The organism is Rhodopirellula bahusiensis, from assembly GCF_002727185.1.
In the GTDB taxonomy this organism is placed as follows: Bacteria; Planctomycetota; Planctomycetia; order Pirellulales; family Pirellulaceae; genus Rhodopirellula; species Rhodopirellula bahusiensis.
Genome location: NZ_NIZW01000019.1, coordinates 64,025 through 87,437 on the forward strand (window position 1 = coordinate 64,025; position 23,413 = coordinate 87,437).

At 55.0% G+C, this 23,413-nt stretch carries 21 protein-coding genes; 13 read left to right on the forward strand and 8 right to left on the reverse strand.

From position 1 onward, the window contains the following. Positions 1-26 precede the first annotated feature (26 nt). The 3 genes from CEE69_RS22115 to CEE69_RS22125 form a co-directional block, all read right to left on the reverse strand. Positions 27-1,004 (reverse strand): hypothetical protein, encoded by a 978-nt coding sequence (locus tag CEE69_RS22115; RefSeq protein ID WP_099262793.1) that lies wholly within the window; start codon positions 1,002-1,004, stop codon positions 27-29. After that, on the reverse strand, positions 1,001-4,633 hold the full coding sequence (locus tag CEE69_RS22120; RefSeq protein ID WP_158231060.1) for a CHAT domain-containing protein: 3,633 nt from the start codon (positions 4,631-4,633) through the stop codon (positions 1,001-1,003). Before CEE69_RS22120 ends, CEE69_RS22115 begins: the two co-directional genes overlap by 4 nt. A 640-nt stretch (positions 4,634-5,273) precedes the next feature. Further along, on the reverse strand, positions 5,274-6,341 hold the full coding sequence (locus tag CEE69_RS22125) for a replication initiator protein A (protein WP_099262795.1): 1,068 nt from the start codon (positions 6,339-6,341) through the stop codon (positions 5,274-5,276). Positions 6,342-6,830: 489 nt separating this feature from the next. Here CEE69_RS22125 and CEE69_RS22130 point away from each other — a divergent pair, with 489 nt between their 5' ends. Both CEE69_RS22130 and CEE69_RS22135 read left to right on the forward strand, forming a co-directional pair. Next, positions 6,831-7,196 (forward strand): phosphoglycerate kinase, encoded by a 366-nt coding sequence (locus CEE69_RS22130; RefSeq protein WP_099262796.1) that lies wholly within the window; start codon positions 6,831-6,833, stop codon positions 7,194-7,196. Between the two features lie 123 nt (positions 7,197-7,319). Continuing rightward, positions 7,320-8,288 (forward strand): DUF3991 and TOPRIM domain-containing protein, encoded by a 969-nt coding sequence (locus CEE69_RS22135; protein WP_099262797.1) that lies wholly within the window; start codon positions 7,320-7,322, stop codon positions 8,286-8,288. Between the two features lie 207 nt (positions 8,289-8,495). Here the strand turns inward: CEE69_RS22135 and CEE69_RS22140 are convergent, their stop codons facing one another. From CEE69_RS22140 to CEE69_RS22150, 3 genes are read right to left on the reverse strand one after another with little or no spacing between them, the layout of a single operon-like run. Then, on the reverse strand, positions 8,496-8,705 hold the full coding sequence (locus CEE69_RS22140) for a hypothetical protein (RefSeq protein ID WP_233215515.1): 210 nt from the start codon (positions 8,703-8,705) through the stop codon (positions 8,496-8,498). Positions 8,706-8,730: 25 nt separating this feature from the next. Then, the gene (locus tag CEE69_RS22145; protein ID WP_099262799.1) at positions 8,731-8,967 is read right to left on the reverse strand and encodes a hypothetical protein; all 237 of its coding nucleotides are present in this window, start codon (positions 8,965-8,967) and stop codon (positions 8,731-8,733) included. Beyond that, positions 8,967-9,338: a hypothetical protein gene (locus CEE69_RS22150; protein ID WP_099262800.1), complete on the reverse strand. Its 372-nt coding sequence runs from the start codon at positions 9,336-9,338 to the stop codon at positions 8,967-8,969. The genes CEE69_RS22145 and CEE69_RS22150 overlap by 1 nt, the downstream gene beginning before the upstream one ends. 125 nt (positions 9,339-9,463) lie before the next feature. Between CEE69_RS22150 and CEE69_RS22155 the strand changes: the two genes are divergently transcribed. The 5 genes from CEE69_RS22155 (at position 9,464) to CEE69_RS22175 (ending at position 12,670) form a co-directional block, all read left to right on the forward strand. Further along, positions 9,464-9,904, forward strand: a complete 441-nt coding sequence (locus tag CEE69_RS22155) for a DUF6876 family protein (protein ID WP_099262801.1) — start codon at positions 9,464-9,466, stop codon at positions 9,902-9,904. A gap of 53 nt (positions 9,905-9,957) precedes the next feature. After that, positions 9,958-10,158: a hypothetical protein gene (locus CEE69_RS22160; protein WP_099262802.1), complete on the forward strand. Its 201-nt coding sequence runs from the start codon at positions 9,958-9,960 to the stop codon at positions 10,156-10,158. Positions 10,159-10,283: 125 nt separating this feature from the next. Beyond that, positions 10,284-11,294, forward strand: coding sequence for an ArdC family protein (locus CEE69_RS22165; protein WP_099262803.1), 1,011 nt, complete (start codon positions 10,284-10,286; stop codon positions 11,292-11,294). 199 nt (positions 11,295-11,493) lie between these two features. Next, a complete protein-coding gene (locus CEE69_RS22170; RefSeq protein WP_233215516.1) occupies positions 11,494-11,772 on the forward strand; it encodes a hypothetical protein in 279 nt (92 codons plus the stop codon). A gap of 118 nt (positions 11,773-11,890) precedes the next feature. Beyond that, positions 11,891-12,670 carry an N-6 DNA methylase gene (locus CEE69_RS22175; protein ID WP_099262805.1) on the forward strand — a complete coding sequence of 260 codons (780 nt, stop codon included), beginning with the start codon at positions 11,891-11,893 and terminating at the stop codon, positions 12,668-12,670. A gap of 385 nt (positions 12,671-13,055) precedes the next feature. On the opposite strand, the gene CEE69_RS22185 is transcribed toward CEE69_RS22175, so the two are convergent. Both CEE69_RS22185 and mobF read right to left on the reverse strand, forming a co-directional pair. Then, positions 13,056-13,454, reverse strand: a complete 399-nt coding sequence (locus CEE69_RS22185) for a hypothetical protein (protein WP_233215517.1) — start codon at positions 13,452-13,454, stop codon at positions 13,056-13,058. A 2-nt stretch (positions 13,455-13,456) separates the two neighbouring features. Then, positions 13,457-16,339 carry a MobF family relaxase gene (gene mobF / locus CEE69_RS22190; RefSeq protein WP_099262808.1) on the reverse strand — a complete coding sequence of 961 codons (2,883 nt, stop codon included), beginning with the start codon at positions 16,337-16,339 and terminating at the stop codon, positions 13,457-13,459. Positions 16,340-16,529: 190 nt separating this feature from the next. On the opposite strand from mobF, the gene CEE69_RS22195 reads away from it, so the two are divergent. From CEE69_RS22195 to CEE69_RS22225, 6 genes are all read left to right on the forward strand, one after another. Next, the gene (locus CEE69_RS22195; protein WP_099262809.1) at positions 16,530-17,216 is read left to right on the forward strand and encodes a hypothetical protein; all 687 of its coding nucleotides are present in this window, start codon (positions 16,530-16,532) and stop codon (positions 17,214-17,216) included. A gap of 70 nt (positions 17,217-17,286) precedes the next feature. Then, positions 17,287-17,904, forward strand: a complete 618-nt coding sequence (locus CEE69_RS22200) for a DUF6088 family protein (protein ID WP_143549307.1) — start codon at positions 17,287-17,289, stop codon at positions 17,902-17,904. Between the two features lie 278 nt (positions 17,905-18,182). After that, positions 18,183-19,991 carry a type I restriction-modification system subunit M gene (locus CEE69_RS22210; RefSeq protein WP_099262812.1) on the forward strand — a complete coding sequence of 603 codons (1,809 nt, stop codon included), beginning with the start codon at positions 18,183-18,185 and terminating at the stop codon, positions 19,989-19,991. Next, the gene (locus CEE69_RS22215; protein WP_099262813.1) at positions 19,988-20,347 is read left to right on the forward strand and encodes a hypothetical protein; all 360 of its coding nucleotides are present in this window, start codon (positions 19,988-19,990) and stop codon (positions 20,345-20,347) included. The genes CEE69_RS22210 and CEE69_RS22215 overlap by 4 nt, the downstream gene beginning before the upstream one ends. Then, positions 20,344-21,678 (forward strand): restriction endonuclease subunit S, encoded by a 1,335-nt coding sequence (locus tag CEE69_RS22220; protein WP_099262814.1) that lies wholly within the window; start codon positions 20,344-20,346, stop codon positions 21,676-21,678. Before CEE69_RS22215 ends, CEE69_RS22220 begins: the two co-directional genes overlap by 4 nt. Continuing rightward, positions 21,675-23,348 (forward strand): ATP-binding protein, encoded by a 1,674-nt coding sequence (locus CEE69_RS22225; protein WP_099262815.1) that lies wholly within the window; start codon positions 21,675-21,677, stop codon positions 23,346-23,348. Before CEE69_RS22220 ends, CEE69_RS22225 begins: the two co-directional genes overlap by 4 nt. Positions 23,349-23,413 lie beyond the last annotated feature (65 nt).

Sequence of the window (23,413 nt, forward strand, 5' to 3'; positions counted from 1 at the left end):
GTTAACCCTTCAAGGGATAACTCTTGCTAGCTGTTAAAAATTAGACCCGGTACGTAAACCGACCGCTTGACGGGCTTGAATCCCTTCTTTGCCTCCAGAACAACAAACGTTTTGTCCTGCGTGTCTGCCGTGTGTTTTGTCGTGTCCAGTCGAACCGATTGCCCTTCGTACTCCAGCGAACCCCCAACCTCTTTCCAAGCTCGAGTGAGTTGAACGAATTTCAGCTTCGTCTCGTCATCGACCGATTTCGGACGCGTTCCATCCGTCGGGTTCGCCCGCTTTGCAAAGCACTTGGTCAATCGGTTGGCCGTGACGGTTTGATCGGGTTTTAGTTCCGGAAACAATTCGTAAGCCAAGCGTTCCAGGGTCGCAGCGGCTTCGGCTTTTTTTGTCTTTTTTTGCTGTTCGCTGAAGTGCTTCGCTAGAAAACGACTCTCGTCAGAGTTGATGCTATCAGTGCCGAGAACATGGACGCGTTCGATCAGCCCGGCGAGATACTCGCCCGGCGGCTTCATTCCGCCGCTGGGGTTCGAACGCTTCGCCATCTTTTCAAAGAATGCCGCAAACTCCGATGCAAAGTCAAGTTTCTCAGGTTGCTTTCCCGCGGAACGGCTCCAGCCCAGGATCAGAAGCCAAGCGACGTTAAGTTCGAAGTCGACCGGGCCAAGACGATCGGGTTCCTTGATGGTCGACCCTTCCCCCGAACCCGACCGCAGTCCGACATTGTCCGACGATCCGATCTCGGGGAATATCACCTTGGCCGCCGAAGCCAGTTCTTCCCAACAGTCTTCCAACAGGTCGTCGGACGGACGGATGGTGCAATCTGCGACCAATCTCAAAGCCTTGCGAATGTGATTCGCTAATCCCGCGGTATCCAGCTTCTCTACCACCGAAAGACTGTCGAAATGTCGGACGAATCGCTGAAGCTCGACCGGGTGATGCGGCTCCAACAGGGCCGACGCCCAAGCCAATGACGAGGCGGGTGAATAGTTCGGTGGTTTCATCGCGAGTTCGCCTTGGGAGATCCGGGCGACCTCCATCCGAGTCCGAAACAACCAAAGGCGGCCCAAGAGGCCGGATTATCGAACGGGGCGGCTGTTGACGCCAGCTCCACTTTCAATTCCTGCCGTAATCGTTCGTACTCCGCTTCGCGTCGTGCCATCGGCCGGAAGACCTGCTCGAGGTGACGGGATAATTCTGCTCCAGATCGCAGCGCCTCCCCGCCATCGTCGTCGAGTCCCCGCAACCACCGTTGGGACAAACGCAACGCCCCGGCCACCGATCGGCCGTTTCCGATGTAGTGGTAAAACCGATCCATCAACAATGTCGTCGCGGCGTCGCTTACCTTCCAAAGGCTGCCCACCACGTTCTTCGCACCGGCGTAAAGAAAGGCCGATGGGAAGCTGACGAATTCATCGACTTGATTGGGCATCTTCATCGCGGTCTCACATGCGCTCAAGGTGACGACCTCCGCGGAGGGCAGACACAGCCGGGAATACAACTCCGATAGATCAGCCCATCGATTCCTCGAGTCGGACCGCAGCGTGGAGGAAAGAGGATTGCTTCCTTCCCAATGTCCGTGACCGATGAAATGCCAATAGCGGGCATGCTCGGACGCTTGGGATATCTCGCTCAGCGACAGTTTTGACAGATCCATCGACTCGGCTCCCATCCTCGACTGGACCGCGTAACGCTCAAACTTTGCGGACGCGTGGGACTGAAAACGGGCAGAAAGAATGAGCGTTTCCGACCCCACCCCGCCTTGCCGGTCCAAGATCCGTTTTCCGATCGAAACGCTGGGTAGCATGCTGACCTCGAACAAGTCACCCAACCTTACACTTCCTGAGCAGAACGCCGCCGCCAGCGGGTACGCGTGCAGTTGAACGTGCGGAACCAAGATAACATGGTCATGGCCACCCAAGTGGGGAGCCACCGGTTCTATGAATGCCTCCGATAACGATCGCAACGAGTCATCAATGGCCTCGCCCAGGCGTTGCCAACTTTCTCGATCAGTGATGGTCCCGAAGGGATTCCCGAACCGCCGCGACCAACGTTCAAAATGATCTTCCAAGAAGCTGCCGGAGGCGTCGGGCAACTTGATCATCCGTGCGTCACCCGTCTTCGAAACCAGGAGGGCGAACGCGTCTCGGGGTGTGACGTGGTACTGGACGAGCGCAGTCCGATCGTTCCGCAGGAGGTCCCTTGCATCTTCCAGGGTCGCGGGTCGGATCGGGTCGGTCGCGCTGTAGTCCGGGTCGTGTCGTTGCACCTTTCTCAATAATCGAGCGTATCGATGAGACTCTGCAACCATCGAGCTCGGATCGAGGCTCGACTTCGGTCGGTCATCGACTGCGTTCTCAACCTCGCTGTCAGCCTCCACCGGATCGGCCGATCCAGGCGATGACGAGACCGGATGAGCCCCCCAATTCGTTTCCGGATCCTCGGATGCCCAGACCGCTTCGGAGGTGATCACGTTGATCTTTGCCTGATCCAGTTCTCGCAAGAGCTCTTCCGGCACGCTGCCGGGGCGTGGCGGTGGAAGGATCGTAAGGTTGTCGAGCAACAATCGATTACGAGCCAACTCGCTGGCGAAGAACGCCTGATCGATCACGCTCTCATCGGTATGGCGATCGACGTCATAACAGGCTTCGACGCGAAGGTCGAAGGCGGCCTTGAGAGTCTGCTGCACCCTCACCCGAAGGCTCGGATTGATGTCCCGGGTCCGAGTGTGCATTCCGTGATCGATCAGCCTTTTGCTGAACCGCATGGCGTCGTGTAAACGCTCGATCTTTCCAGCAAGCCGCCATTCGCGAAACGAAAGTTCTGAGGCCCAGCCTAGCGTCTCCAAGCTCAAGTCTACCGGAACCTCCCACTCGACGGGCTCCAAACACTGGACCGCCATCTCCGCAAACTCTCTGGAGGTCCGCGGTTCGCCGCTGGCTTCTAGGGCTTTCGACATGGCCAGCGTCCGGATGACACTGGTGTCCTGGGCGACAAGATGCCATTCCCCTTCGTCCAACGTGTCTTCATAGTCCGCTATCCGGTGGACCAGATTGATGGCTTCTTGGTGCCGCCCACAACGTTGCAGCATCCGTGACTTCAAAGACATGACGCGATGATACAGAAAACGGAAAGCCCGGTGGCCGTCGTCGACCAACACACGGGCTTCCGACTCGATCGCTTCGTATCTTTGCAGAACCGCGTCCGCGGCATTGTCTGGGTTCTCGCTGGACACCTGCCCGCCGGGCCTTGACGCCGCCCAAGCTAACTCGGACGAATGAGTCACCGACAGAAGCGTCTCGAGGTGAAACAACCGCGAAGTCCCCACCCCCGACCGCTGCTTTTCCGAATTCCAATTCGACAGTCGTTGGTAGACATCCTTTACGCGGGTGACGTCACCGTCGACGGCGGACACCACCGCCTCAGCCCGAGCGAGTTTGAAATGGGTGACATCGCGGAAAGCATAGTCACGGGCTTCAAATGATTGACGGATCTCCGATGCACGGTCGAGCAATTCAAAAGCTTGCGAGAGGTGTCCCCAAGCGACCTGGGACTCGGCGTGAACGGCAATGCCCTCGAGCAACGTCTCCGCCAAACCGGGGAACAGATTGATCGCATCCGCCCCCTCGTTGCATGCCGTCAAAACACCGACGCTGCGGCGATGGGCGTCGCGGGGTTTCCCGATCACGAGCGATAACTCCGCACACTTCAACAGAGTCCTTGCATAGAGCTCCCGCGTTTGCAGTCGGTGATTACTCCAGAATAATTGTCGCACGTTCCTCAACGCCCCTTCCGCACTCTGGAGCGAATGCCAGTGGTTCCGCAACAAACTGTGAGCCTCTGCTTGCGCCAAACCCCCATAGACCGTGTCCGCCATGTGGGCCTCGATCGCTTCCCATCTACCTTCGAAGTCTGCGGCACTAACCATTGCCGGAGGATCGGGAACGGTCTTGGCGAAGACGGCGAGACCTTGAATTACGTGTTTCCTGTGCCCCCGATTCGCGGCGTCACTTACCAAAGACGCTAACGTCTCGGTGTCGATGCGTAGCAGGCCCTCGCCAACCCGCGACAGCAGAGTGTTCCGTAATTGATCCGCCGTTTCCTGATCTCCTGCGGCGTTGGCTGCCACTGTCAGACTTGCGACGGCATGATCTCGATAGAGCAACCGGTGTAGACGTCCCGCTTTCTGAACGACAGCTGCCTTCATCTCTGCGGAACGAAGCGAGAGGTCACGACGCAGCGAACGTCTGTAGCAGCACTCAGCCATTTCGAGGCAGTCTCGGTGATAGAACCGATCAAATGGTGACCGTCCGCCGCACCGCTCGAAGCCGTCGGCTATCCTTTGAGCAATTGAAGCGACCGGCTCGGTGAAGCCGCGTTTATCGAAATCTGGATGGCGCTCGACGATCGTCGTTGTCATCGCTCGAAGAATCTGCCGGCAATGAGAGCAGTTTTCGACCCGCTCCGAAATTAACTCCGCCACCTGGTTGGGATGATCGAACAAAGCTAATTGCTGCGAGAACGAACCGACCGACTTGGCTTCCAGCGGCCAATCGATGGCGAAGTTGAACAGATTCCAAAGCCTACTCAACGGCCACGCTTTCGACGCGGCGGCGGCCACCGTTCGCTGCATTTCCTCTTGCGAAACCCCTCCCTCTGTTTCTTTTAAACATCTTAACCGCGAAAGAGACAGCCGCACCTCGATCAGTTCCGCGTCGGCGGGGCGAAGAACGGTCGGAAGGGTTCGAAGCTCCCGGACGTGATCGGCCAAGTCGATTTCACGCTTCTCACGTTCGGCCCGGCCCAAACCCATGTATCTGTCAACGCCCCAAAAATATTGGTGTAATACTTCAAAGGTTGACTGTTCTCGTCTAGACAGTCTCGGAGGAAGAATCAGCTCGGGCGGTTCGGCATCCTTCGGCATATGGGTGAACCAACCCTCCACCAACGCGAATAGAGCCAGCTTTTCCCGGAGTGTCATACTCTTCGCCCAAACCATCGTTCGAAGAAGTCCGGTGCAAACCTCGTCGTGCCCGTGGACAAACTTATCCGCCAGAAGTCCGCACAAGTCGCCCGTTCTCTGCAACTGTCGTCGGCGGCGACGGCGCGTCCGTAGTTCGTGACAGCGTCTGCGAAGCAAGGTTCCTGTTCCAGACAAGATTGGGAAAGGGGAATGAACCGTCGCGAAATTTCAAACGAACTGAACCGACCGTCTAAAAGCAATCGCTTCGAAGCGACGAGGAAAAAAGGATCCTCTGAGTGGGTCGACGCGATTATGGACGACTCCTTCTAGTGTACCACTTTTTACAAAATCCAACGAAAGCAGCATCGGGGCGTTTGGGCGGCGGGGCATCCGACATCGCCATCCAGTCCCGCCACGTTCGCTCAAGTTCATAAACGTCCCAGCCGGGAGCTTCCAATCGGGCCGCGTGGTAGGTGTCGGGTTGCAGCGGGCCAACGGCGTCATTCGATGGTTCATTCGCTGATGGAACGGTGCCCCTGCTGCGAAAGACAACCAGATCATGACCGTTTGCTCCCTCCTCCAGACGCACCGAATAATCCGGCATATGATCGGAGCGTTCATCGTCTTCAACCACCTTTCGGATCAATCGCTTGAATTCCCAAAGCTTGCTGGTTGATCCGCATTTCTTTTTCAACAGCTCAAGACCAATCCGCCATTCTTGCTTGCGGCCGCAATGCTTTCTTGCCAATTCATAGAGCCGGCGTTCGATTGGCTTTCTTAGCCTGAAGTAATCGCGATGAAGCGTGAGCACTTCTTTGGCTTTAACCGCTTCAAATACCCAGTCGCTCAACTTGACCTCGATTTCCTGCATTCGTCCATCGCGTGTTTCTCGAACGATCTCAAAGCTTTCGATCAATCCGAAACCCTTGGTGATTTCCTTATCCCCAGTCATGATGTTCGTCGAAATACGGGTTCCGGCCAAACGTTCGAGTGCGCCCTTCAAGAGATCATAACCGCGTCCGGTCGTCATGCGGTTCGTTGCGGTCAATAGCTCAACACCCTGAAACCGAACCGCTTGTGCGACCTCCCTGCCCTCGTTCATTCCGGCGATCAGCTGACTGATACAAAACACAAGGATGTCCCGATCGAAGACGGTCGCTAAGCCATCGCTGCCGGGGCGGATCTCGATCCAATTGCCGTTGTGCTCATAACGACGTAGCCGCTTATCCGGCTTGGTCGAAAGACTGAAGACCGGATGTTCCAAACCGGCCATGTCACCTTTGGGTGCCGCATCAACGATATCGCAGATGAAAAAGTCTTTGACCGGATGCCGGTCCGGCAGTAGCGTTGTTCGGTTGGCAAGCGATTCGTCGTTCATGTCTTATCAAACGACACTTCACACAGAATGTCAACGGAAACGTCACTTCACACTGCGAACCCTTGGTTATCGACACTTCACACGGCTTCTTCGTGAAACGACACTTCACACTGGTCTTAGTCCCACTTTGCACGGTTAGAAACGACACTTCACACTGCGCGCGATTTGTTAAACACTTGCTCAGCGTCGCATACGAGCGTGCCAAACCATCCGTAACACCTTTATTAAACACAAATAAACACAACAGCTCTAAGGGTCTGAATTCGTCAGAGATGATGAGTCGGACAATGGGAATAAAAATCCGACCATCGCGTTTTCTCTTTCGGCGGGTCATTCAAGACACTCTACCCTGCAACGATCGCTCATGGCCGCAATGAAGTGCCCGCACCACCCCTCGCATCGCTCGGGCCGTGTTCTTCATGCAGCCAATCCCTTGCTCGTCGCTTTTCGGTTCGCGTCCTTGAACGCAACCAACGAAAGGAGAACGATATGGGACTCGATCAATATGCACTTATCACCACCGAAACAATCGATCAGGAGGTCGATTTCAAAATTCCCGAGAACGCTTGTGAAATTCACTATTGGCGAAAACATCCGAACCTTCATGGATGGATGCAGGATCTTTACTACGACAAAAACGGAACCAAAGAGTTCAATTGCACACCGGTCGTTCTGAACGCGGATGATCTCGATCGACTGGAAGCTGCAATCAAAGCGAATGAGCTGCCCGATACTTGCGGATTCTTCTTTGGAACCACCGTCGGTGATGAAAAAGACGATGACTTGAAGTTCATCAAAACGGCCCGTCAAGCAATCGCTGATGGCTACACGGTGTTCTATGACTCGTGGTGGTAATCCGATAGTACGCGTCCCCGCAAAGTCACGGGGGCGTTTTTACGGCGTCACGACGCCACGACGCGGTGGACAACTTTACTTTGTTCGTTGCCGATGCTCCCTACTCCGCGCTAGGATTGACCAATGATCGATCGAAAAGCGGAACTGGACCAATTCAAACGCATCAATCTTGCCGAATACGCGTCGTCGCGAGGCTTTGTGATGGATCGTCGCGCCAGTTCGCGGCACAGTATGGTCATGCGGCACCCACGCGGTGACAAACTCATCATCAGCCGCGACGCATCGGGGCTCTATTACTATTTCAACGCCAAAGGGTCCGACAGCGGGACCATCATCGATCTTGTCGGTTCGCTGGATGGATCAAATCTGGGGGAAATCCGCAAAACGTTGCGGGCTTACGGTGGCTCCCAGCTGGCCAACGCCCCTACTCCCACCTTGCCTTTTGTCGTTGAACCGGCCACCCACGACGCGGCCGGCGTTTTGAAAGCCTGGATGGAGATGAAAGACGCAACCGCAGGCCATTCTTACCTGACAGAACATCGTGGCATTTCTGCTGAAGTCCAAACACACCCCATCTTTTCGGGACGCATTCGCATTGATCGTCGCGGCAATGCTGCTTTCCCACACTTTGGTCCAGGCAATACCGGACTTTGCGGGTTCGAGCTCAAGAACGGAAACGCCAACGGGACGACCTTCACCGGATTCTCTCCCGGAGGATTGAAGGCCCTGCACTGTTCCCGCCCCCGCGACACGGATCGCGAAGCCGTCATCTGCGAAACCGCAATCGATATGCTCAGTCTGGCAACGCTCGAGGGCACCGAAAGACGCCGTTTCTTCAGCACCGCCGGTCAAATCAGTCCACTGCAAGCCGAGTGTCTTCGTTCGGCTGCGAACCGTATGCCGCGGGGTTCCCGCGTGGTGATTGCGACCGATAACGATGATGGTGGGATTGCATTGGCGTCAAAGATTGAAGAAGCACTCCGGCCGGTGGATATCCCTATTGTTCGGCACATGCCGCCAACATCCGGTGACTGGAACGACGTGCTTCTGCAAAAACGTGATTGCAGCGGCACGGAGATACGCTTCGGCTGAACGACATCAAACCGTTCTTACGATGATGCGACGGCACGGCTTTACCTGTTTCATGGTTGTCGTATATCCGGCTGAACGGAAAAACGATTTTCTGTTCTTGCGAAGGTGCGATGTTTTCCCGATCCGTGTTTCATCAGATACGTTTTCACGGCGATACGAAAGTTCTTGACTCCGTAAATGCGGCGATCTGTTCAATCGTATTTGCGATTAAAAGTGTTTGCCCGGTAGAGGAAGTGAATCCCGCGACTCATCTTCTTCAATCTTCTTCGTTGCCTGCTGCTTTCTCGTGGGTTTCTTCTTCCGCTTCGCAGGCGTTGGGCCGGCAGCAGAATTGATGTTGAACACCGTGCGCAGCAACTGCGACAATTCATCGACACTGTTTCGCAGTTGTCGGATCTCTTCGGCAAGATGTTTCAAGTCGCGAGGTTCCATCGGCAAAACCTCAGAAGAGTTCGCCGGGAGAAGGGGGCAGCGGATCATCGGTCAAATCCGAACAAACTCTATTATTCCCATTGCCCCGCTGCAGCTCTAACTTCCACGTTGGTTGGTGCTTTACCTCGACACGGATCGTGACGACTTCATTGCGAACCGCATGCTCAAATACCGCTTTCAATTCGTCGATGCTGCTTCGAAGCACTTCGATTTGCTGCGCAAGACTTTCGATCGAATCCCGCATCATCAGTCGTCCAATGGCGACGGCCCGGAGACGCGAACGGGTTGGCGTTCAGGCAAACGAAACGTGTTTACCAAGGCGACGATCAATTCACGGTCGACAGGTTGTGGCTGATTAAAACGATCCGTTAGCGATAGAGCAGGGGCAAAACCGCCACGCTGCATCCATTCAGCCAGCACGTTTGCAAGTTCACCGGCTTCGTTGCGGTCACCACGTGCGATCGCGTCCAGCATCAATTGAAAAGTTTCATTCGGATCCATGGCCGGGACACTGCCACCTCGCCGAACGATTGTCAATTGATTTGATCGAGCAGGCTCTCGCTCGCCTTGTCTGACTGACTTTTCATGCAGCATCCCGCCTTGCCAACCTTGCAGCAAGGGTTTTCCTGCCAGCTACACCTTCGGCCGCTTCGGAAAATCGCTGCGCGAAGACCCTTGCCTCAAGGTCGGCGGACCAGGCGGGGTTATTTGCAGCATGGTCAATCAGAAAAGGAGAACGAACCATGACAACCGAAACTCAAACCAACCACTCATTGGGCGATGGGAAAACAGATCACCAACTCAAGACCGAACTGGCCCAGTTTTTCGGCGATTTGATCCGCTACAAACATCCGCTCAACCGCCAAGTGATCTACACCCCCGGTGTCAGACATCTGGCAGAAAAGGGCAAAGCGTACTGGCTGATCGATGCCATCGCATCGTGGATCGGAAGCGAGCCATTCCAGCAAGCCGCCGCCGAAGACTACCGCATCAATGCAATGCACTTCTGGAAGTTTGAACGCAACCAGGGCAAACCCTCGATCCTCTACGCCAAGGCGGACAGCCCGGAAGAAGCGTTCATCACTCAGAAGATCGAGTACACCGACTTTCCACTTCCTGAGATCAGCATTTGGGCCGGTTTCGACGGCGAGCACTGGGTGCTGTACCTGCCAAGCGAACATTAATCCACCACGCCGGGGCGGAAACGTCCCGGCACACCCAAGAAAGGAAATCGACCATGACAACCGTCATTCAATTTGAAAACAACAACTGGTATGCCGAAGGCGTCGCGGTGATGGATAACGAACTCTACAACCATCCGACGATGCAATGGGCACTGGAGGCCATCGCGAAAGAAAACGGCTTCGACTTCGTCAGTGCGTTTGAGCGAGATACCGACTATCAACTCATTCATCAGCTGGCCGACGAGACGGATTGATGAAGAAACGATTGACGCGACCATTCAATGCGTGGCACATACGCATTGTTCCGAAAACCAAAAGAAGAAAGGGCAGTCCGATGACTCCAACGACAGGAACCGCCCGCCCGAAAGCGTAGGGCGGCATGACACAACGAACCAAACGCAAATCAAAACGCGACATTTATCAAGAGGTGACTGACAAGATCATCGGACATCTCGAACAAGGCACCGCACCATGGAGAAACCCGATCCGCCGCGGAATCGGAGACGGCTGGCCGAAGAATCTCGACAGCGGTAAACGCTATCGCGGTATCAACGTCTTTCTGCTCGGCCTGACCAGCTGGGAACGCGGCTACTCATCCGACTTCTGGATGACCTTCAAACAAGCTTCTGCTGCAGGCGGTCAAGTTCGCAAGGGCGAGAAGGGATCACTGGTGACGTTTTGGAAGATGTACGTAACGAAGGATCGCGAGACCGGACTGGATGTCGAAATCCCGATGCTGAAACACTACACCGCATTCAACCTCGATCAGATTGATGGCATCGAAGCACCGGATGCTCCTGAACCGCTCTCCGATAACAATCCCTTTGAGCCGATCAAAGCTGCGGAGCGGATCGTCGAGGGATACATCAGCAAACCGACGATTGCACATGACGGAGGAGGGCGGGCATTCTATCGCCCTTCAACGGACACCATTCACATGCCCGAGCAAGGGCGTTTTGAAAATCCTGAGAGCTACTATTCGACTTTGTTCCATGAGATCGCGCATTCGACGGGGCATTCGAAGCGACTGGATCGAGGGCTTGATACGAAGCTTGCACCCTTTGGCAGTAACGATTATTCGAAGGAAGAACTTGTTGCCGAGATGGGGGCCGCGTTTCTCAGTGCATCGGCCGGAATCAGTCCGCCGACGATCGAGCAATCGGCGTCCTATCTGCAAAGCTGGATCAACGTCCTTCGCGGCGATAAGCGATTGGTGGTCACTGCCGCCGCATCCGCTCAAAAAGCCGCCGATCTGGTTCTCGGAACGACGTTTGAAACCGCATCCACGCCGACACAGAAAATCGCAGCGTCGCAACCGCGTATCGACGATTCGAAGCAACCCGTCGACAAGCCAGCCGATCCGACTCCAACCCAACTGGATCTGTTCTAGCCATGTGGATTGCATCTGACATCACGCTTGCCCTTTCGGCTTCGGATGACAACCAGGACACGCTGCCACGATCGGCATTCTCTCAGCAAGGGGCCGTGTACTCGCTGCGCTGCGTGCCGCACCAACACCCCTTGCAGACAGACCACCGACCGCGGCTTGCACGCGGACCATGGTCAACCAAAACGAAAGGAAAAACGCCATGACACAAGAAACCAACAAACCAGCTTTCACCGAACGCTTCGGAGGACTGAAGGGAACGATCTGGAGAAATCCGGGCACCGACGGAAAACCGGATCGATACACCGTCAGTTACAGCCGCAGCTACAAGACCGCCGACGGCCAGTGGAAGGAAACGACATCCTTCAGTGCGATCGACAATCTGAAACTTGGACACTTGGTCGGCAAAGTCACCGACCGCATCGCCGAGTTGAAGGCGATCGATGCATCAGGTCAAACGGCAACGTCCGAAGACGAATAAGACGATCGAGGGTGCCGACATGAGGCCGGCATCCTCCACCAAAACCGAAACCAGTTAGAGAAAGGGCAGTCCGATGACTCCAACCACAGGAACCGCCCGCCCGAAAGCGTAGGGCGGCATGGCAAAAGAATTTTTCACGCTACCGGCGAGCAAGACACTCGTCGAACTTTTCGATCAAACCGCTCGGCAAACCGGGCACGCGAGAGGCCGGGTTTTCACCGACTTCCTTACCGTCAGCAAATGTGCCTTGGCAGGCCAGACGATGGAGGCCGAGTATCATGCGACCATCGAGCAGGGCTACACCGACGGCCCGAAAGGCAAACGCGGCATCGACACGCTTGCCCAAGGCTTTGCGATGCTGGTAAACGCCATGGAAGAGACCAAAGCCGACGTGCTGGGCGACATCTTTCAAGGTGCGATCACCTACGGAGAGAACGGCCAGTTTTTCACACCCGACAGTGTTTGTGATTTGATGGCGTCGATGACGGTGCCGACCGAGCGGACCGATGAGCCCAAGTCCGTCTGCGACCCTGCCTGCGGATCGGGCCGACAATTGTTGGCCGTCGCCAAGTATCAACCACACTGGGAATTGATCGGTCAGGATATCGACCACCGCGCCGTGATGATGACGGCAATCAACCTCGGCTTGAACGGACTACGCGGCTGGGCCGTGCATCAGAACACGCTGACCCTTGAAGTGCACCGCGTTTACAAGATCGGCTTCAACTTGGCCGGCGGCGTCATCGCGGATGTGCCCGTCGAGAAATCGCCTTTTGATGTGAACGCGATGACCAGTGCCGACGATCCAATCGGTCAAACGCCAACGAGCGGACTCACCATCAATGACACGACGAGTCGTGAACACGATGGCACGGCGTCACAGCTTGATCTCTTCTAGCATCGCCTTTCATCTGATCGCTGGGGTGAACCATTTCGCTTCCCGGCGATCAGCTGTCGGCGTCGCCAAATGGCATCCTCTTTTGCCCAGTACACTTCGATCAATCCGTAACCCTCGGAAACCTTCCGGGGATCGGATTGATCGATGCCTTCACGAAGAAGGCGATAGCCTCGATTGGGGCTTTTGCAATCTTCGAAATAAGCTACCGCGGCCCGCAATGTCTCGCTTACAAAGCCAGTGTCCGCGAGGTCTGCTACGCCGTCGCGCAGGCATCTCCGGTGCTCCGCTTCAATTTGGTCTTTGGGGATTGGCTTTTCAGGACAGGACCACATCGGAACACAAAACCAACAAAACATGAACGAGTCAAGAACTTATTCGTGATCAACTACCCCGCCTGTGTGGTGACAGTAATCGATGTGATCTCCGGCTGATCGTCCTTGGATTGAGGCGCCCGTGGATCAAGCTCTCGCATCCACTTCACGGCAGGCATTCCCAGGCAATGGACAAGTTCGTCGAGGTTTCTGCCTTCAATCACGATGGTCGTGTGGGCGAGGGCGTGAACGTCGATGCGAACGCGGCCCGCATCACGACGATAGATCTGCCGCACGTCGCTGTAACAAAAGCTGAAGCGTTGGCCGTCGACCAAACGCACCTGAAACATCATCGGCGGCAACTCGTTTGCGGTGGTGCGTTCGTAGGGCGGATCGTCTTGTCCCAAATTTGGGACAGACCTCAAATGCGGTCCGGCGCGATGGTTGTCGAATGCCTGTCGTGGGTTGGGCATGTTCACGGTTGTTGCTCGGGAGTTTGTGTAGGAAAGAAGAAAGCTGCGGATCGCTGGGATAGGGTCGGTTCATTGGCATGCTGCCTCGGTTCTCGCTGCTGGCGACGTTCTTGCCACCAGGCTTGCACGCGGTCGCGATATACGGACAACGCCCGCTTGCGCTGTTGTTGGCGTTCGATCGACGTTTCTCTTTGCTGCGTCGTTTTAGTTGCAGCATCCGGCTTTTTGATCAGTTCCGTCGCCGACATTTGTTCGCCGCTGCGGGCAATGGCTCTTCGGACTTTCGCCTTGTCATCAACAAATAGCCGCACGTCTTTGCTGCCGCGTGACGCCGTGACATAGAACTGCCGGTAGTTGATTGCCGCGAGCGAGTCTGATCCCATCGCGGCGATGGCGACGTCGCGGTCTTTGCCCTGGCTGGCGTGGCTCGTGATGACGTAGCCAAGATCCAAGTGCCCGTAGTCTTTGGGCAGAGTAAAGCCGCTCTTCAGCTTGACGTTGCCGTCAGCGTCAAAGCCCTTTACCTCGTCGAGCCGTCCGTTGCTCAATCGGCGTCCGTCGTGGCTGGTTCCGCCCAGAGTCAGGCGAACCTTGTCGCCAACGGCCAGCTCGACTTCCGTCTCGCGATAAACCTCGAACCGATCCGCCATCTTTCGCGGGAGTTGCTTTACGCTGCCGTCATCGAGCGACTTGATCCGAATTTCATTTCCAATTGCCCCTGCGACGCGATATCGTGATCCGCGCTGTATGCCGCCGGGGACGTTTTGATGAAACTGAACGATTACACCTTCTTGCTCAGCGTAGGTTGAAGCTTCTCGTTTCTGAGCCTCCGTCAGATTGAGCGATTGCAGTCGGAGGAGGGAACAACCGCTTTCTTCCAATTGCCCCCGCTCGCGGAGCGAGCCTCGAATTTTTTCCGTCACCTCGGCGGCTTCGTGATGCGTCGGCGCGACCACCAAAGTGGATTGGCCACGATCGGCCAGTTCCAGATAGTCGGATGCCAATCGGTCATTCTTGGTTTCGGGATCAATCTCGTGGATCTTGCCCATGCGATCGAGCATGTCGAAGCCGGCGAGCAGGCTCGGTTGATTCGTCGCCGGATCGATCTCGTTTCCTTTGCTGATCAGCTCGATGGCCTTCTTGTACTCACCGCGTTGTCGCTGAATCGCTTCGACGCGGGCAATCTTCAATCCCGCTTCGTGTTCCAGTAATCGCAAGGCTTCGCCGCGACGAGGGGAGGCGTGTTGTTTCGTATCACCAGAAAGAACAACCCGGGCATTTTGCTGCTTTGCGATCGAGAACACCGCATTCATGGATCGGACGTCGAGCAGTCCGGCTTCGTCGATCCAAATGACTTGGCCGCGAAGATCGGCGTGCATTTTGTCGTTGCGGATCAAATGCTCGACAGTTTGTGTTCGGTCGAAGCCCTTTTCCTGCAGCACTTCTTTTGCACCGGTGCTTGGCGTGAAGGTGAAAAGCGTTTTGCCGTAGTGCTCGATCGCATCGCCGGCTTCTTGCATCAGTGACGACTTTCCCGTGCCAGCGCCTCCGGTTACCGCGACAACGCCGTCATGCGACACCAAGACATCTCGCACGGCTGCCTTTTGCTGATCGTTCAGCCACTCGCGCTGAAATTCATAGTCCTTGCTTCCGATTGCTTGCCGCGTTCCGCGCGCGTCGCGAGCGTACGCGATCATGTGCCGCTCGGCATTGAGCACTTCCTGCGTCGTAATGAAATGCCGGTCGGCACCGTCGTGGTCAATCGTTTTTCGCAGCACGTCCATGCGATCCATTGCCCGTTCCATCTCTTCCGGCGAGACGGTCAGAGCATGTTCGAGGGCCGTGCCGATGATTTGATGACGCTCGGTTGTCGATTGCCGATACAGATGATGGTCCAGGGCGTATTGCAACGAATGGCTTGCAGCATCTTCGCCGTTCTGGTCGCTTGCGGAAGGGGTCAATAGATTCGCAAAGGCAGCACGCTCTTCGGCGGTCAATCGCGATTGCCATTCGTCCCGCAATCGATCAACCGATGTACCCTTGTCCTTTTTCTCCCGCGTTGTTGCTCCGAGTGTCGCCTTCTTCGCGGCATCGCGAATCCCTTTTTCGCTGGCGTGCTTTTCGACCTGGGCGGTTCGGCGACTGAACTTGTCAATCGTTTCTCGTTTCAGTCCGTCGATCTCCCAGCCCGCTTTGACGCGGCCGGATTGAACAAAGCGCGTGTTTCGAACACCGTAACCGAGCTCATCGCGAAGCTTTCGGGCCAGCCGCGATTCGAACTTAGCTTGCAAGCTCGCCCGCTGGCGAACAATTTCTTCCATCTGGCCGGCATAGTGCGTTCCGTGGTCCTCCGTCCAGTTGATGACGAAGGCGTGGACGTGCAGATGCGGATCAGTGACACCGTCTACCGGCCTGGACGTTTTGTGCAAGAAATCGGCGTAGATCAATTTGCCCGTTGCCGCTTTTTGTTCGCTGCTGCTGTGCTTTCCGCTGCGTACACGGCGATGCATCAGTGGCTCCACATCCTTCGCCATCGTTTCGGCGACCGTTTCACGCAGGGCATCGATCAGACGTTCGTCTTCGTTGATGGCCCAGGCCAGCGATACGGATTTTGGAACTGAAAACGTCAGATCCATCCCCGGCCGGCGGTCTTTTCGGTTTCGCTGCGTCAGCGGTTCACCGGTGATTGGATGCTTGCCTTGGAGTAGGGCGTCGAACTGATCCTTTGTAACATCACTGTCATGACCCACCCCTAACAAAGCAGCTCCTTTGCCCTGCCAACGCCCGTTGATTTCTTGACCGAGGTAGTAGTCACCCTGCGTCAATACTTCGTCGAAGTAGCGACTGGTGGATGCGGTGTTTCGGGATTGCGTGGCGATCAACATGATGAACCTTATGGATGCATTCAGGGACTGGCAAACGGAAAATACTTTGAGATAGGCTTGTCCCCTAAGCAGAGCTTTGGACAAACCAAGACTTCCATGCATGACCCATAATCGCAACAGTCCACCTTGGGTCTATCCACAACCTATTCGTGCAATATGCTTTTCAACTCACTTTGCGAGAAAGCAAACCATGATCGATGAAAACGACATTCGACCGGCTGACTTGGCGACTTGGTCCGCGACGCTTATCGGATGGTGCGGCACTGCAATCGCATTTGCGATCACAACCTGCATCGCTATCTATGGATGTGGCCAGGCTGAACATGCGAATCAGATTGCCGTCGCCGCGCTCAATCAAAACGACCAACTGCACCGAGACAACCAGGAGTTCGCTGTTCGGTTGAAGGACTACGAAGTCTCGCTGGCCGAACCGCGGTTGGTGTTGCTGCGATACAGAAGGCTGGCAGCAAACCGCTACGTCGCGACGCTACAGAACGACGGCCAACGACAGGCGGTCATCTTCGGAGCACATCTTCATCCCGGCTACGAAGAGCCAAAAGTCGGATCAATCGGGGAGCATCCACTGGTTCCGGAATCATTGAAGGTTCCCACCATCAAAATCTCATTCAGCGATCCGGGCGAACTGAACGTCGAGCTGCCAATTCCTGCTGTCATTGATTCCGGTGACATTGTTTCGCTCGACATCACGTTCAGCGATGATTTTACGGAGGGCGAAGTTTTGATCGATCAAGGGATCGGCCAGCCGCTTCCAGTAGGGCGATATCGGGTTCGTGCGATGAATCCACGTTTCCCCACCGGTCCCAGCAATTCGATAAACGATCTTTTCGGGGCTCCGCTGCCAACTTCGGAGAATTGAAAGAGGTGGCACCAGCTTGTTTTTGTCGGAAAAACAAGGTATTTTTTCCGACAAGGAGATCGGCATTCCAATGGCCCAAGGTGTTCAAGAGAAGGTACTTGCGAAAATTCGCCGCCAAGGACGAAGCTGGGCATTTTCGCATGTGGATTTTGCCGGTGCCGGAAGCCGCGATGCGATCGATAAGGCAATGGAACGCCTTCAGCGGGAGGAAACCATCCGTCGCGTAATCCGAGGAATCTATGACTTTCCTGCTTTCTCGAAGATGCTGGACAGAACTCTTGGACCGGACATCTATCAGGTATCGCAAGCACTTGCCCGGAAGTTTGGCTGGCGAATTCAACCCGATGGGGCATCCGCACTGAATCTGATGCGAGTATCGACTCAGGTTCCCGCTCAATACGTTTTTCAGTCCGATGGTCCGACCCGAACCTACGAAATCGGCACCACCGAAGTCCGGTTCATCCACAAGGCGATCAAGGAAATGAACTTTGAATGTGACGAAACAGCCGTGATTACCCACGGCCTGAAGTCACTCGGATCGGAACATGTGGACGATCGTACGATTCAAAAGATTAGACGTTGGCTGCCGGAGGATCGCAGGAAGAAGGTGTTGCACGACAGTCGTCGTGTAACCGGATGGGTTCACGAAGCGATTCGACGAATCAGCGAGGAGGGGACTGGTGGATAAGCTTCTTAAGCTGCCTCCGTGCGAACGTCATCGTGTCTTTCAAGCTTCGACGGAAAAGCGGAATCTTGCTCCCAAGATAGTGGAAAAAGACTTCTGTGTTTGCTGGTTGGTCCAACAGTTGTTCAACGTACAGGCTCTGAACAGCTACTCCGGCCGCGTCAAAAAGGTTGATGTTGCGCTGGCATTGCGCTAGACCTGAAGGGACAGCAATGCGGTGAGGATAATTCGGCCGAATGGAAACAACTTCAAAACTTCAAAGGGATTATCCCACAAACACTATGGAACGACCCAGTACCAACCAAACCAACCTTTCGTCGTTCATCTGGTCGGTGGCCGACTTGCTTAGGGGAGATTACAAGCAATCCGAATACGGTCGCGTGATTTTGCCGTTCACGGTTCTGCGACGACTGGACTGTGTTCTGGAGGATACGAAGGCGGCGGTCCTCAAAGAGAAAGAGAAACGCGAAGCTGCCGGTTTGAACCCCGAGCCGTTCTTGCTCAAGAAAGCCGGATTGTTGTTCTACAACACCTCGCCGCTCGACTTCAAAACACTGATGGGCGATCAGGACAACATCGCCGAAAACTTGTTCAGCTACATCCAGGCGTTCTCACCCGAAGTCCGCGACCTCTTTGAGTGTTTCGATTTCCACGTTCAGCTCGAACGATTGGCCAAGGCCGATCTGCTGTACCTGGTCGCCGAGAAGTTCGCCGGCATCGACTTGCATCCCAGCGTTGTCACCAATGAACAGATGGGGACGGTGTTCGAGGAGTTGATCCGCAAGTTTGCGGAAATCAGCAATGAGACGGCCGGGGAACACTTCACGCCCCGCGAAGTCATCCGGTTGATGGTCAATCTGTTGTTCATCGAAGACGACGACGCATTGACCAAGCCCGGCATCGTCCGATCACTCTATGACCCTACCGCCGGAACCGGCGGCATGTTGTCCGTCGCCCAAGAGCACCTTGCCGAACAGAACCCAGATGCGCGACTGGTGATGTACGGTCAGGAGCTCAATGGCGAGTCCTACGCGATCTGCAAAGCCGACATGCTGATCAAAGGCCAAGACATCAGCCAGATCATTCACGGCAACACGCTGTCCGACGATGGTCTGCCGGGCAAACAGTTCGACTACATGCTTTCCAATCCGCCCTTTGGTGTCGAATGGAAAAAAATTCAGAAGGCAATCAAGGACGAACACACCAAAGAGGGTTTCAATGGTCGCTTCGGTCCGGGACTGCCACGCGTCAGTGACGGATCGCTGCTGTTCCTGATGCACCTGATTTCCAAGATGCGTCCGACCAAGGATGGCGGCAGCCGCTTTGGGATCGTCTTGAACGGATCACCCCTGTTCACCGGCAATGCGGGAAGCGGCGAAAGTGAGATCCGCCGTTACGTGCTGGAAAACGATTTTCTGGAAGCGATCATCGGCCTGCCGACCGACATGTTTTACAACACCGGCATCAGCACTTACATCTGGATCGTGACCAATCGCAAGCCCAAGCATCGCCAAGGCAAAGTGCAATTGATCGACGCGAGCGGCATGTGGCAAAAGATGCGAAAGAGTCTCGGCAGCAAACGCAAAGAACTCAGCGACGATCACATTGCCGAGATCACACAGCTTTTCGGCGAAGCGAAAGACGTCACCGTCGATCCGGAAACCGGCAAGCCCCTTAGCCAGAAGGCGTTAGCCTCTGGTTCGGTCGGCACTCCCATCAGCCGCATCTTCAAAACCACCGACTTTGGCTACCAGACAATTACGGTCGAACGGCCCCTGATGAAGAAGAACGGTGAGCCGCAACTGGAAACCAAAGGCAAACGCAAAGGCTTGCCCAAGCCCGACAGCAAACTACGAGACACCGAAGAGGTGCCGCTCGGCGAAGACATCCACGAATACTTTGCACGCGAGGTCAAACCGCACGTCCCCGACGCCTGGATCGACGAGGACAAAACGAAGATCGGCTACGAGATCCCGTTCAACCGTCATTTCTACGTGTTCAAACCACCGAGGGAACTCGATGAGATCGACGCGGAGCTGAAAGGGGTGACCGATCGGATCGTCGCCATGATCGGAGAGCTTTCGCAATGATCGAAATTCAAGACATTGGGGAACCCGACAAGGAAGCGGCAGGTTACGAAGAATTCCTTCAAACGGTCAGTGGCCTCGCCAAGGAGATTTCTGGATTGCATCTTCAGTTGGCTGAATCGCAAAGGCCACTCGTTAATCAGTTGATCGCGCAGAAAAGTCGTGACACGGCCGCGATCGAGCGCGTCCTCGATCAGTTGCTCGACTCAGCGGCCCATCCCGTTGGATTGGAGCTACTCCGCAAGCTTTGCAGCTACTACTGGACGATCAATCCGCAAGCCACTGCCGAGTACATTCAGGCCTACCGCGATATGTGGGGCGATGATGACGCGGAGTCAAGCGAGGAGAGGGCAGAATGAGTTTCCCGGCTTACGAACACACTAAGGAGAGTGGCGTTCCATGGATCGGAAAAATTCCGTTGCATTGGGAAATTTGGCAAAGCCGCCGCCTTTTTTCGCTGCGCAATGAAAGAGTGCGTGAAGGTGACGAACAACTAACCGCGTCGCAAGATCATGGTGTTATTCCGCAGAAGACATTTATGGAACTCGAAGGCCGGAGTGTCGTTCAGGTAATTCTTAATTCCGAGATATTAAAGCATGTGGAACCAGGTGACTTTGTGATCAGCATGCGAAGTTTCCAAGGTGGCATCGAGTATGCAGAGCACGGAGGATGCATCAGTTCCGCATATGTAATGCTTATACCGGCGAAGAGGATCTACGGCCCATTTTACAAGTATCTTTTCAAGAGCCAAACGTACATTCAAGCTTTGCAGAGCACGACTAATTTAGTACGAGATGGTCAAGCACTTCGCTTTCAAAATTTCGTGATGGTTGATTTGCCTTTGGTTCCCGTCGACGAGCAGAAAGCGATCGCGTCGTTCCTCGATGTGGAAACGTCGAAGATCGACCGCTTGGTGTCAGAACAGTGTCGTTTGATCGAGTTGCTCAAGGAAAAGCGTCTGGCGATCATCAGTCACGCGGTCACCAAAGGCCTCAACTCAAACGCACCCATGAAACCCTCCGGCATCCAATGGCTCGGGGATGTCCCACAGCATTGGGCTATCGCCAAGTTTGGTCGAATCGCATTCATGCAAGAAGGTCCCGGCTTGCGGAAATGGCAATTCACCGACGACGGAACGCTCGTAATTTGCGTGACGAACATTACCGAGAATGGCATTGACTTTTCGTCATTTAAGAAGTTCATTTCTACGGAAGAATACGAAGAGAAGTATCAGCACTTTACGGTAGAACGCGGCGACATCTTACTTTCAAGTTCCGGCAACTCGTGGGGCAAGGTCGCAGTATACGACGATGATGAAAGGGTGATGCTCAATACCAGCACAATACGCATCAATGCACTTCGTAACGGAGATGCAACTCGCGACTTTCTCCAAATCGCTCTCCAGTCCATCGCAATCCGCGAACAACTCGGCGTCGCGATGACAGGATCATGCCAGCCAAACTTCGGCCCGACCCATTTGAATACTGTGGTGATTGCGTTGCCGCCTCCCGACGAACAAGCGGAAACTGTTAAATACTTGGAAGAGCGGTTGGAAAAGTTTTCGCAGCTTCAAGCCGAAGCCGAGCGAGCCATTGATCTTCTTCAAGAACGCCGCACCGCCCTGATCTCCGCAGCCGTCACCGGCAAGATCGACGTTCGTGGCTTCGTAAGTGAGGAGGCTGCGGCATGACAGATCATCCATCTCGCATCGCAGCTCTGGATGAATGGATTCGCGGCAAGGAAGGCGAAAACCTGGAGTTCAAGAGTGCGCGATCCAACTTTCACTTTGAAGAGCTGACGAAATACTGCGTCGCGTTGGCCAATGAAGGCGGTGGAAAAATCATTCTGGGGGTGACCGATGAACGCCCCCGGCAGATCGTCGGCTCCAAGGCGTTTTTACAACCCGAACGCACGCGCAAGGGACTTTGCGAACGTATTCCCTTGGGAATCGACTTTGAGGAGATCGACCATCCCGACTGCGCCGCCAATAGCCGCGTGCTGGTCTTCTCCGTTCCGTCACGTCCGGTTGGCGTCGCCATCCAACACGACGGGCATCGTTGGGTTCGCAAAGAAGACAGCCTGGTTGAGATGAGCGACGACCGCTTGCGTCGCATTTACGCGGAGACCGGGCACGATTTCTCGGCCGATGTTTGTGCAGATGCAACACCGGACGATCTTGATGATCTAGCGATCGAGAATTTTCGCGACCGATGGATCGCCAAGGCGAATAAGGCGGAGGATCAGGAGTTGGTGGCTCGTATCCAGGCCATGAGTGGAACTCAATTGCTGGAAGACATCGAGGCGGTTGTCAATGGCAGGGTTACTTACGCTGCGCTCATTCTCTTTGGAACCAATCGCGCACTGACACGGCATTTGGCTGCGGCGGAGATCGTGTTTGAGTACCGATCCAATGATAATTCGGGACCCGCACAGGATCGCAAAGAGTTTCGTCAAGCTTTTTTCACGTGCTACGACAATCTTTGGAATGTGATCAATCTGCGAAACGACAAGCAAGATTTCCAGGAGGGACTTTTTGTTGTTCCGATTTCGACTTTCAACGAACGTCCGGTACGCGAAGCGATCTTGAACGCGGTTAGTCACCGCGACTATCAACTCGGTGGCAGCATCTTTATCCGCCAGTATCCAAGACGATTGGAAATTGACAGTCCCGGTGGGTTTCCGGTTGGAATCACGCTCGAAAATATCCTTGACCGCCAGAACCCTCGCAATCGACGCGTCGCCGAAATCCTGACGCGGTGCGGTTTGGTCGAACGCTCGGGACAGGGTATGAATTTGATTTACGAGGATTTGATCAAACAGAGCAAGCCGGCACCAGAGTTTTCACGCACCGATCAATATCAAGTTGGATTGACGTTACACGGGACCGTCCAAGATCCGGCGTTTGTTCGATTTGTCGAAAAAGTTTCCAAAGAAACCACGGCTTTCTTTCACACGCATGATTGGATGCTGATGTCGGAAGCCAGTCGAGGCGAGAAACTACCGAAAGAGTCGGAGCCGCGGATCAAACGTTTGATTGATCTTGGAATCATCGAACGCGGCAAAGGGCGAAAGTTCATGCTGTCGCGGAAGTACTACGAGTTCGTCGGCAAAGCTGCTGACTACACCCGGCGTAAAGGCTTGGACCACGATCATAATCTGGCATTGCTGAAGAAGCATCTCGATGAAAGCGGCGAAGCGGGAGCAAGCCTGGATGAACTCGCCCAGGTTCTGCCGTCATTGCCAAAGGAGGAAGTGCGTAATTTGCTCCGGATACTGAAGTATCGTGGTATCGCGGGCACCAAGGGGCGAGGCCCCGGTTCCCGATGGATCGCACTCGAAGGAGACGGAAATGAATCATAGACACCAGCCTTTTTCGTCGCTTTTCGTCGCTTTGTTGGTCGCTTTTCGTCGCTTTCGGTCGGGGA

Excerpts from the sequence above, each read along its gene's own strand:
- CEE69_RS22115 (WP_099262793.1), bottom strand. The coding sequence starts at position 1,004 with ATGAAACCACCGAACTATTCACCCGCCTCGTCATTGGCTTGGGCGTCG.
- CEE69_RS22145 (WP_099262799.1), bottom strand. The coding sequence starts at position 8,967 with ATGATGCGGGATTCGATCGAAAGTCTTGCGCAGCAAATCGAAGTGCTT.
- CEE69_RS22130 (WP_099262796.1), top strand. The coding sequence starts at position 6,831 with ATGGGACTCGATCAATATGCACTTATCACCACCGAAACAATCGATCAG.
- CEE69_RS22165 (WP_099262803.1), top strand. The coding sequence starts at position 10,284 with ATGACACAACGAACCAAACGCAAATCAAAACGCGACATTTATCAAGAG.
- CEE69_RS22185 (WP_233215517.1), bottom strand. The coding sequence starts at position 13,454 with ATGCCCAACCCACGACAGGCATTCGACAACCATCGCGCCGGACCGCAT.
- mobF (WP_099262808.1), bottom strand. The coding sequence starts at position 16,339 with ATGTTGATCGCCACGCAATCCCGAAACACCGCATCCACCAGTCGCTAC.
- CEE69_RS22210 (WP_099262812.1), top strand. The coding sequence starts at position 18,183 with ATGGAACGACCCAGTACCAACCAAACCAACCTTTCGTCGTTCATCTGG.
- CEE69_RS22160 (WP_099262802.1), top strand. The coding sequence starts at position 9,958 with ATGACAACCGTCATTCAATTTGAAAACAACAACTGGTATGCCGAAGGC.
- CEE69_RS22125 (WP_099262795.1), bottom strand. The coding sequence starts at position 6,341 with ATGAACGACGAATCGCTTGCCAACCGAACAACGCTACTGCCGGACCGG.
- CEE69_RS22195 (WP_099262809.1), top strand. The coding sequence starts at position 16,530 with ATGATCGATGAAAACGACATTCGACCGGCTGACTTGGCGACTTGGTCC.
- CEE69_RS22220 (WP_099262814.1), top strand. The coding sequence starts at position 20,344 with ATGAGTTTCCCGGCTTACGAACACACTAAGGAGAGTGGCGTTCCATGG.
- CEE69_RS22170 (WP_233215516.1), top strand. The coding sequence starts at position 11,494 with ATGACACAAGAAACCAACAAACCAGCTTTCACCGAACGCTTCGGAGGA.
- CEE69_RS22135 (WP_099262797.1), top strand. The coding sequence starts at position 7,320 with ATGATCGATCGAAAAGCGGAACTGGACCAATTCAAACGCATCAATCTT.
- CEE69_RS22155 (WP_099262801.1), top strand. The coding sequence starts at position 9,464 with ATGACAACCGAAACTCAAACCAACCACTCATTGGGCGATGGGAAAACA.
- CEE69_RS22120 (WP_158231060.1), bottom strand. The coding sequence starts at position 4,633 with ATGCAGCGAACGGTGGCCGCCGCCGCGTCGAAAGCGTGGCCGTTGAGT.
- CEE69_RS22175 (WP_099262805.1), top strand. The coding sequence starts at position 11,891 with ATGGCAAAAGAATTTTTCACGCTACCGGCGAGCAAGACACTCGTCGAA.
- CEE69_RS22215 (WP_099262813.1), top strand. The coding sequence starts at position 19,988 with ATGATCGAAATTCAAGACATTGGGGAACCCGACAAGGAAGCGGCAGGT.
- CEE69_RS22225 (WP_099262815.1), top strand. The coding sequence starts at position 21,675 with ATGACAGATCATCCATCTCGCATCGCAGCTCTGGATGAATGGATTCGC.
- CEE69_RS22200 (WP_143549307.1), top strand. The coding sequence starts at position 17,287 with ATGGCCCAAGGTGTTCAAGAGAAGGTACTTGCGAAAATTCGCCGCCAA.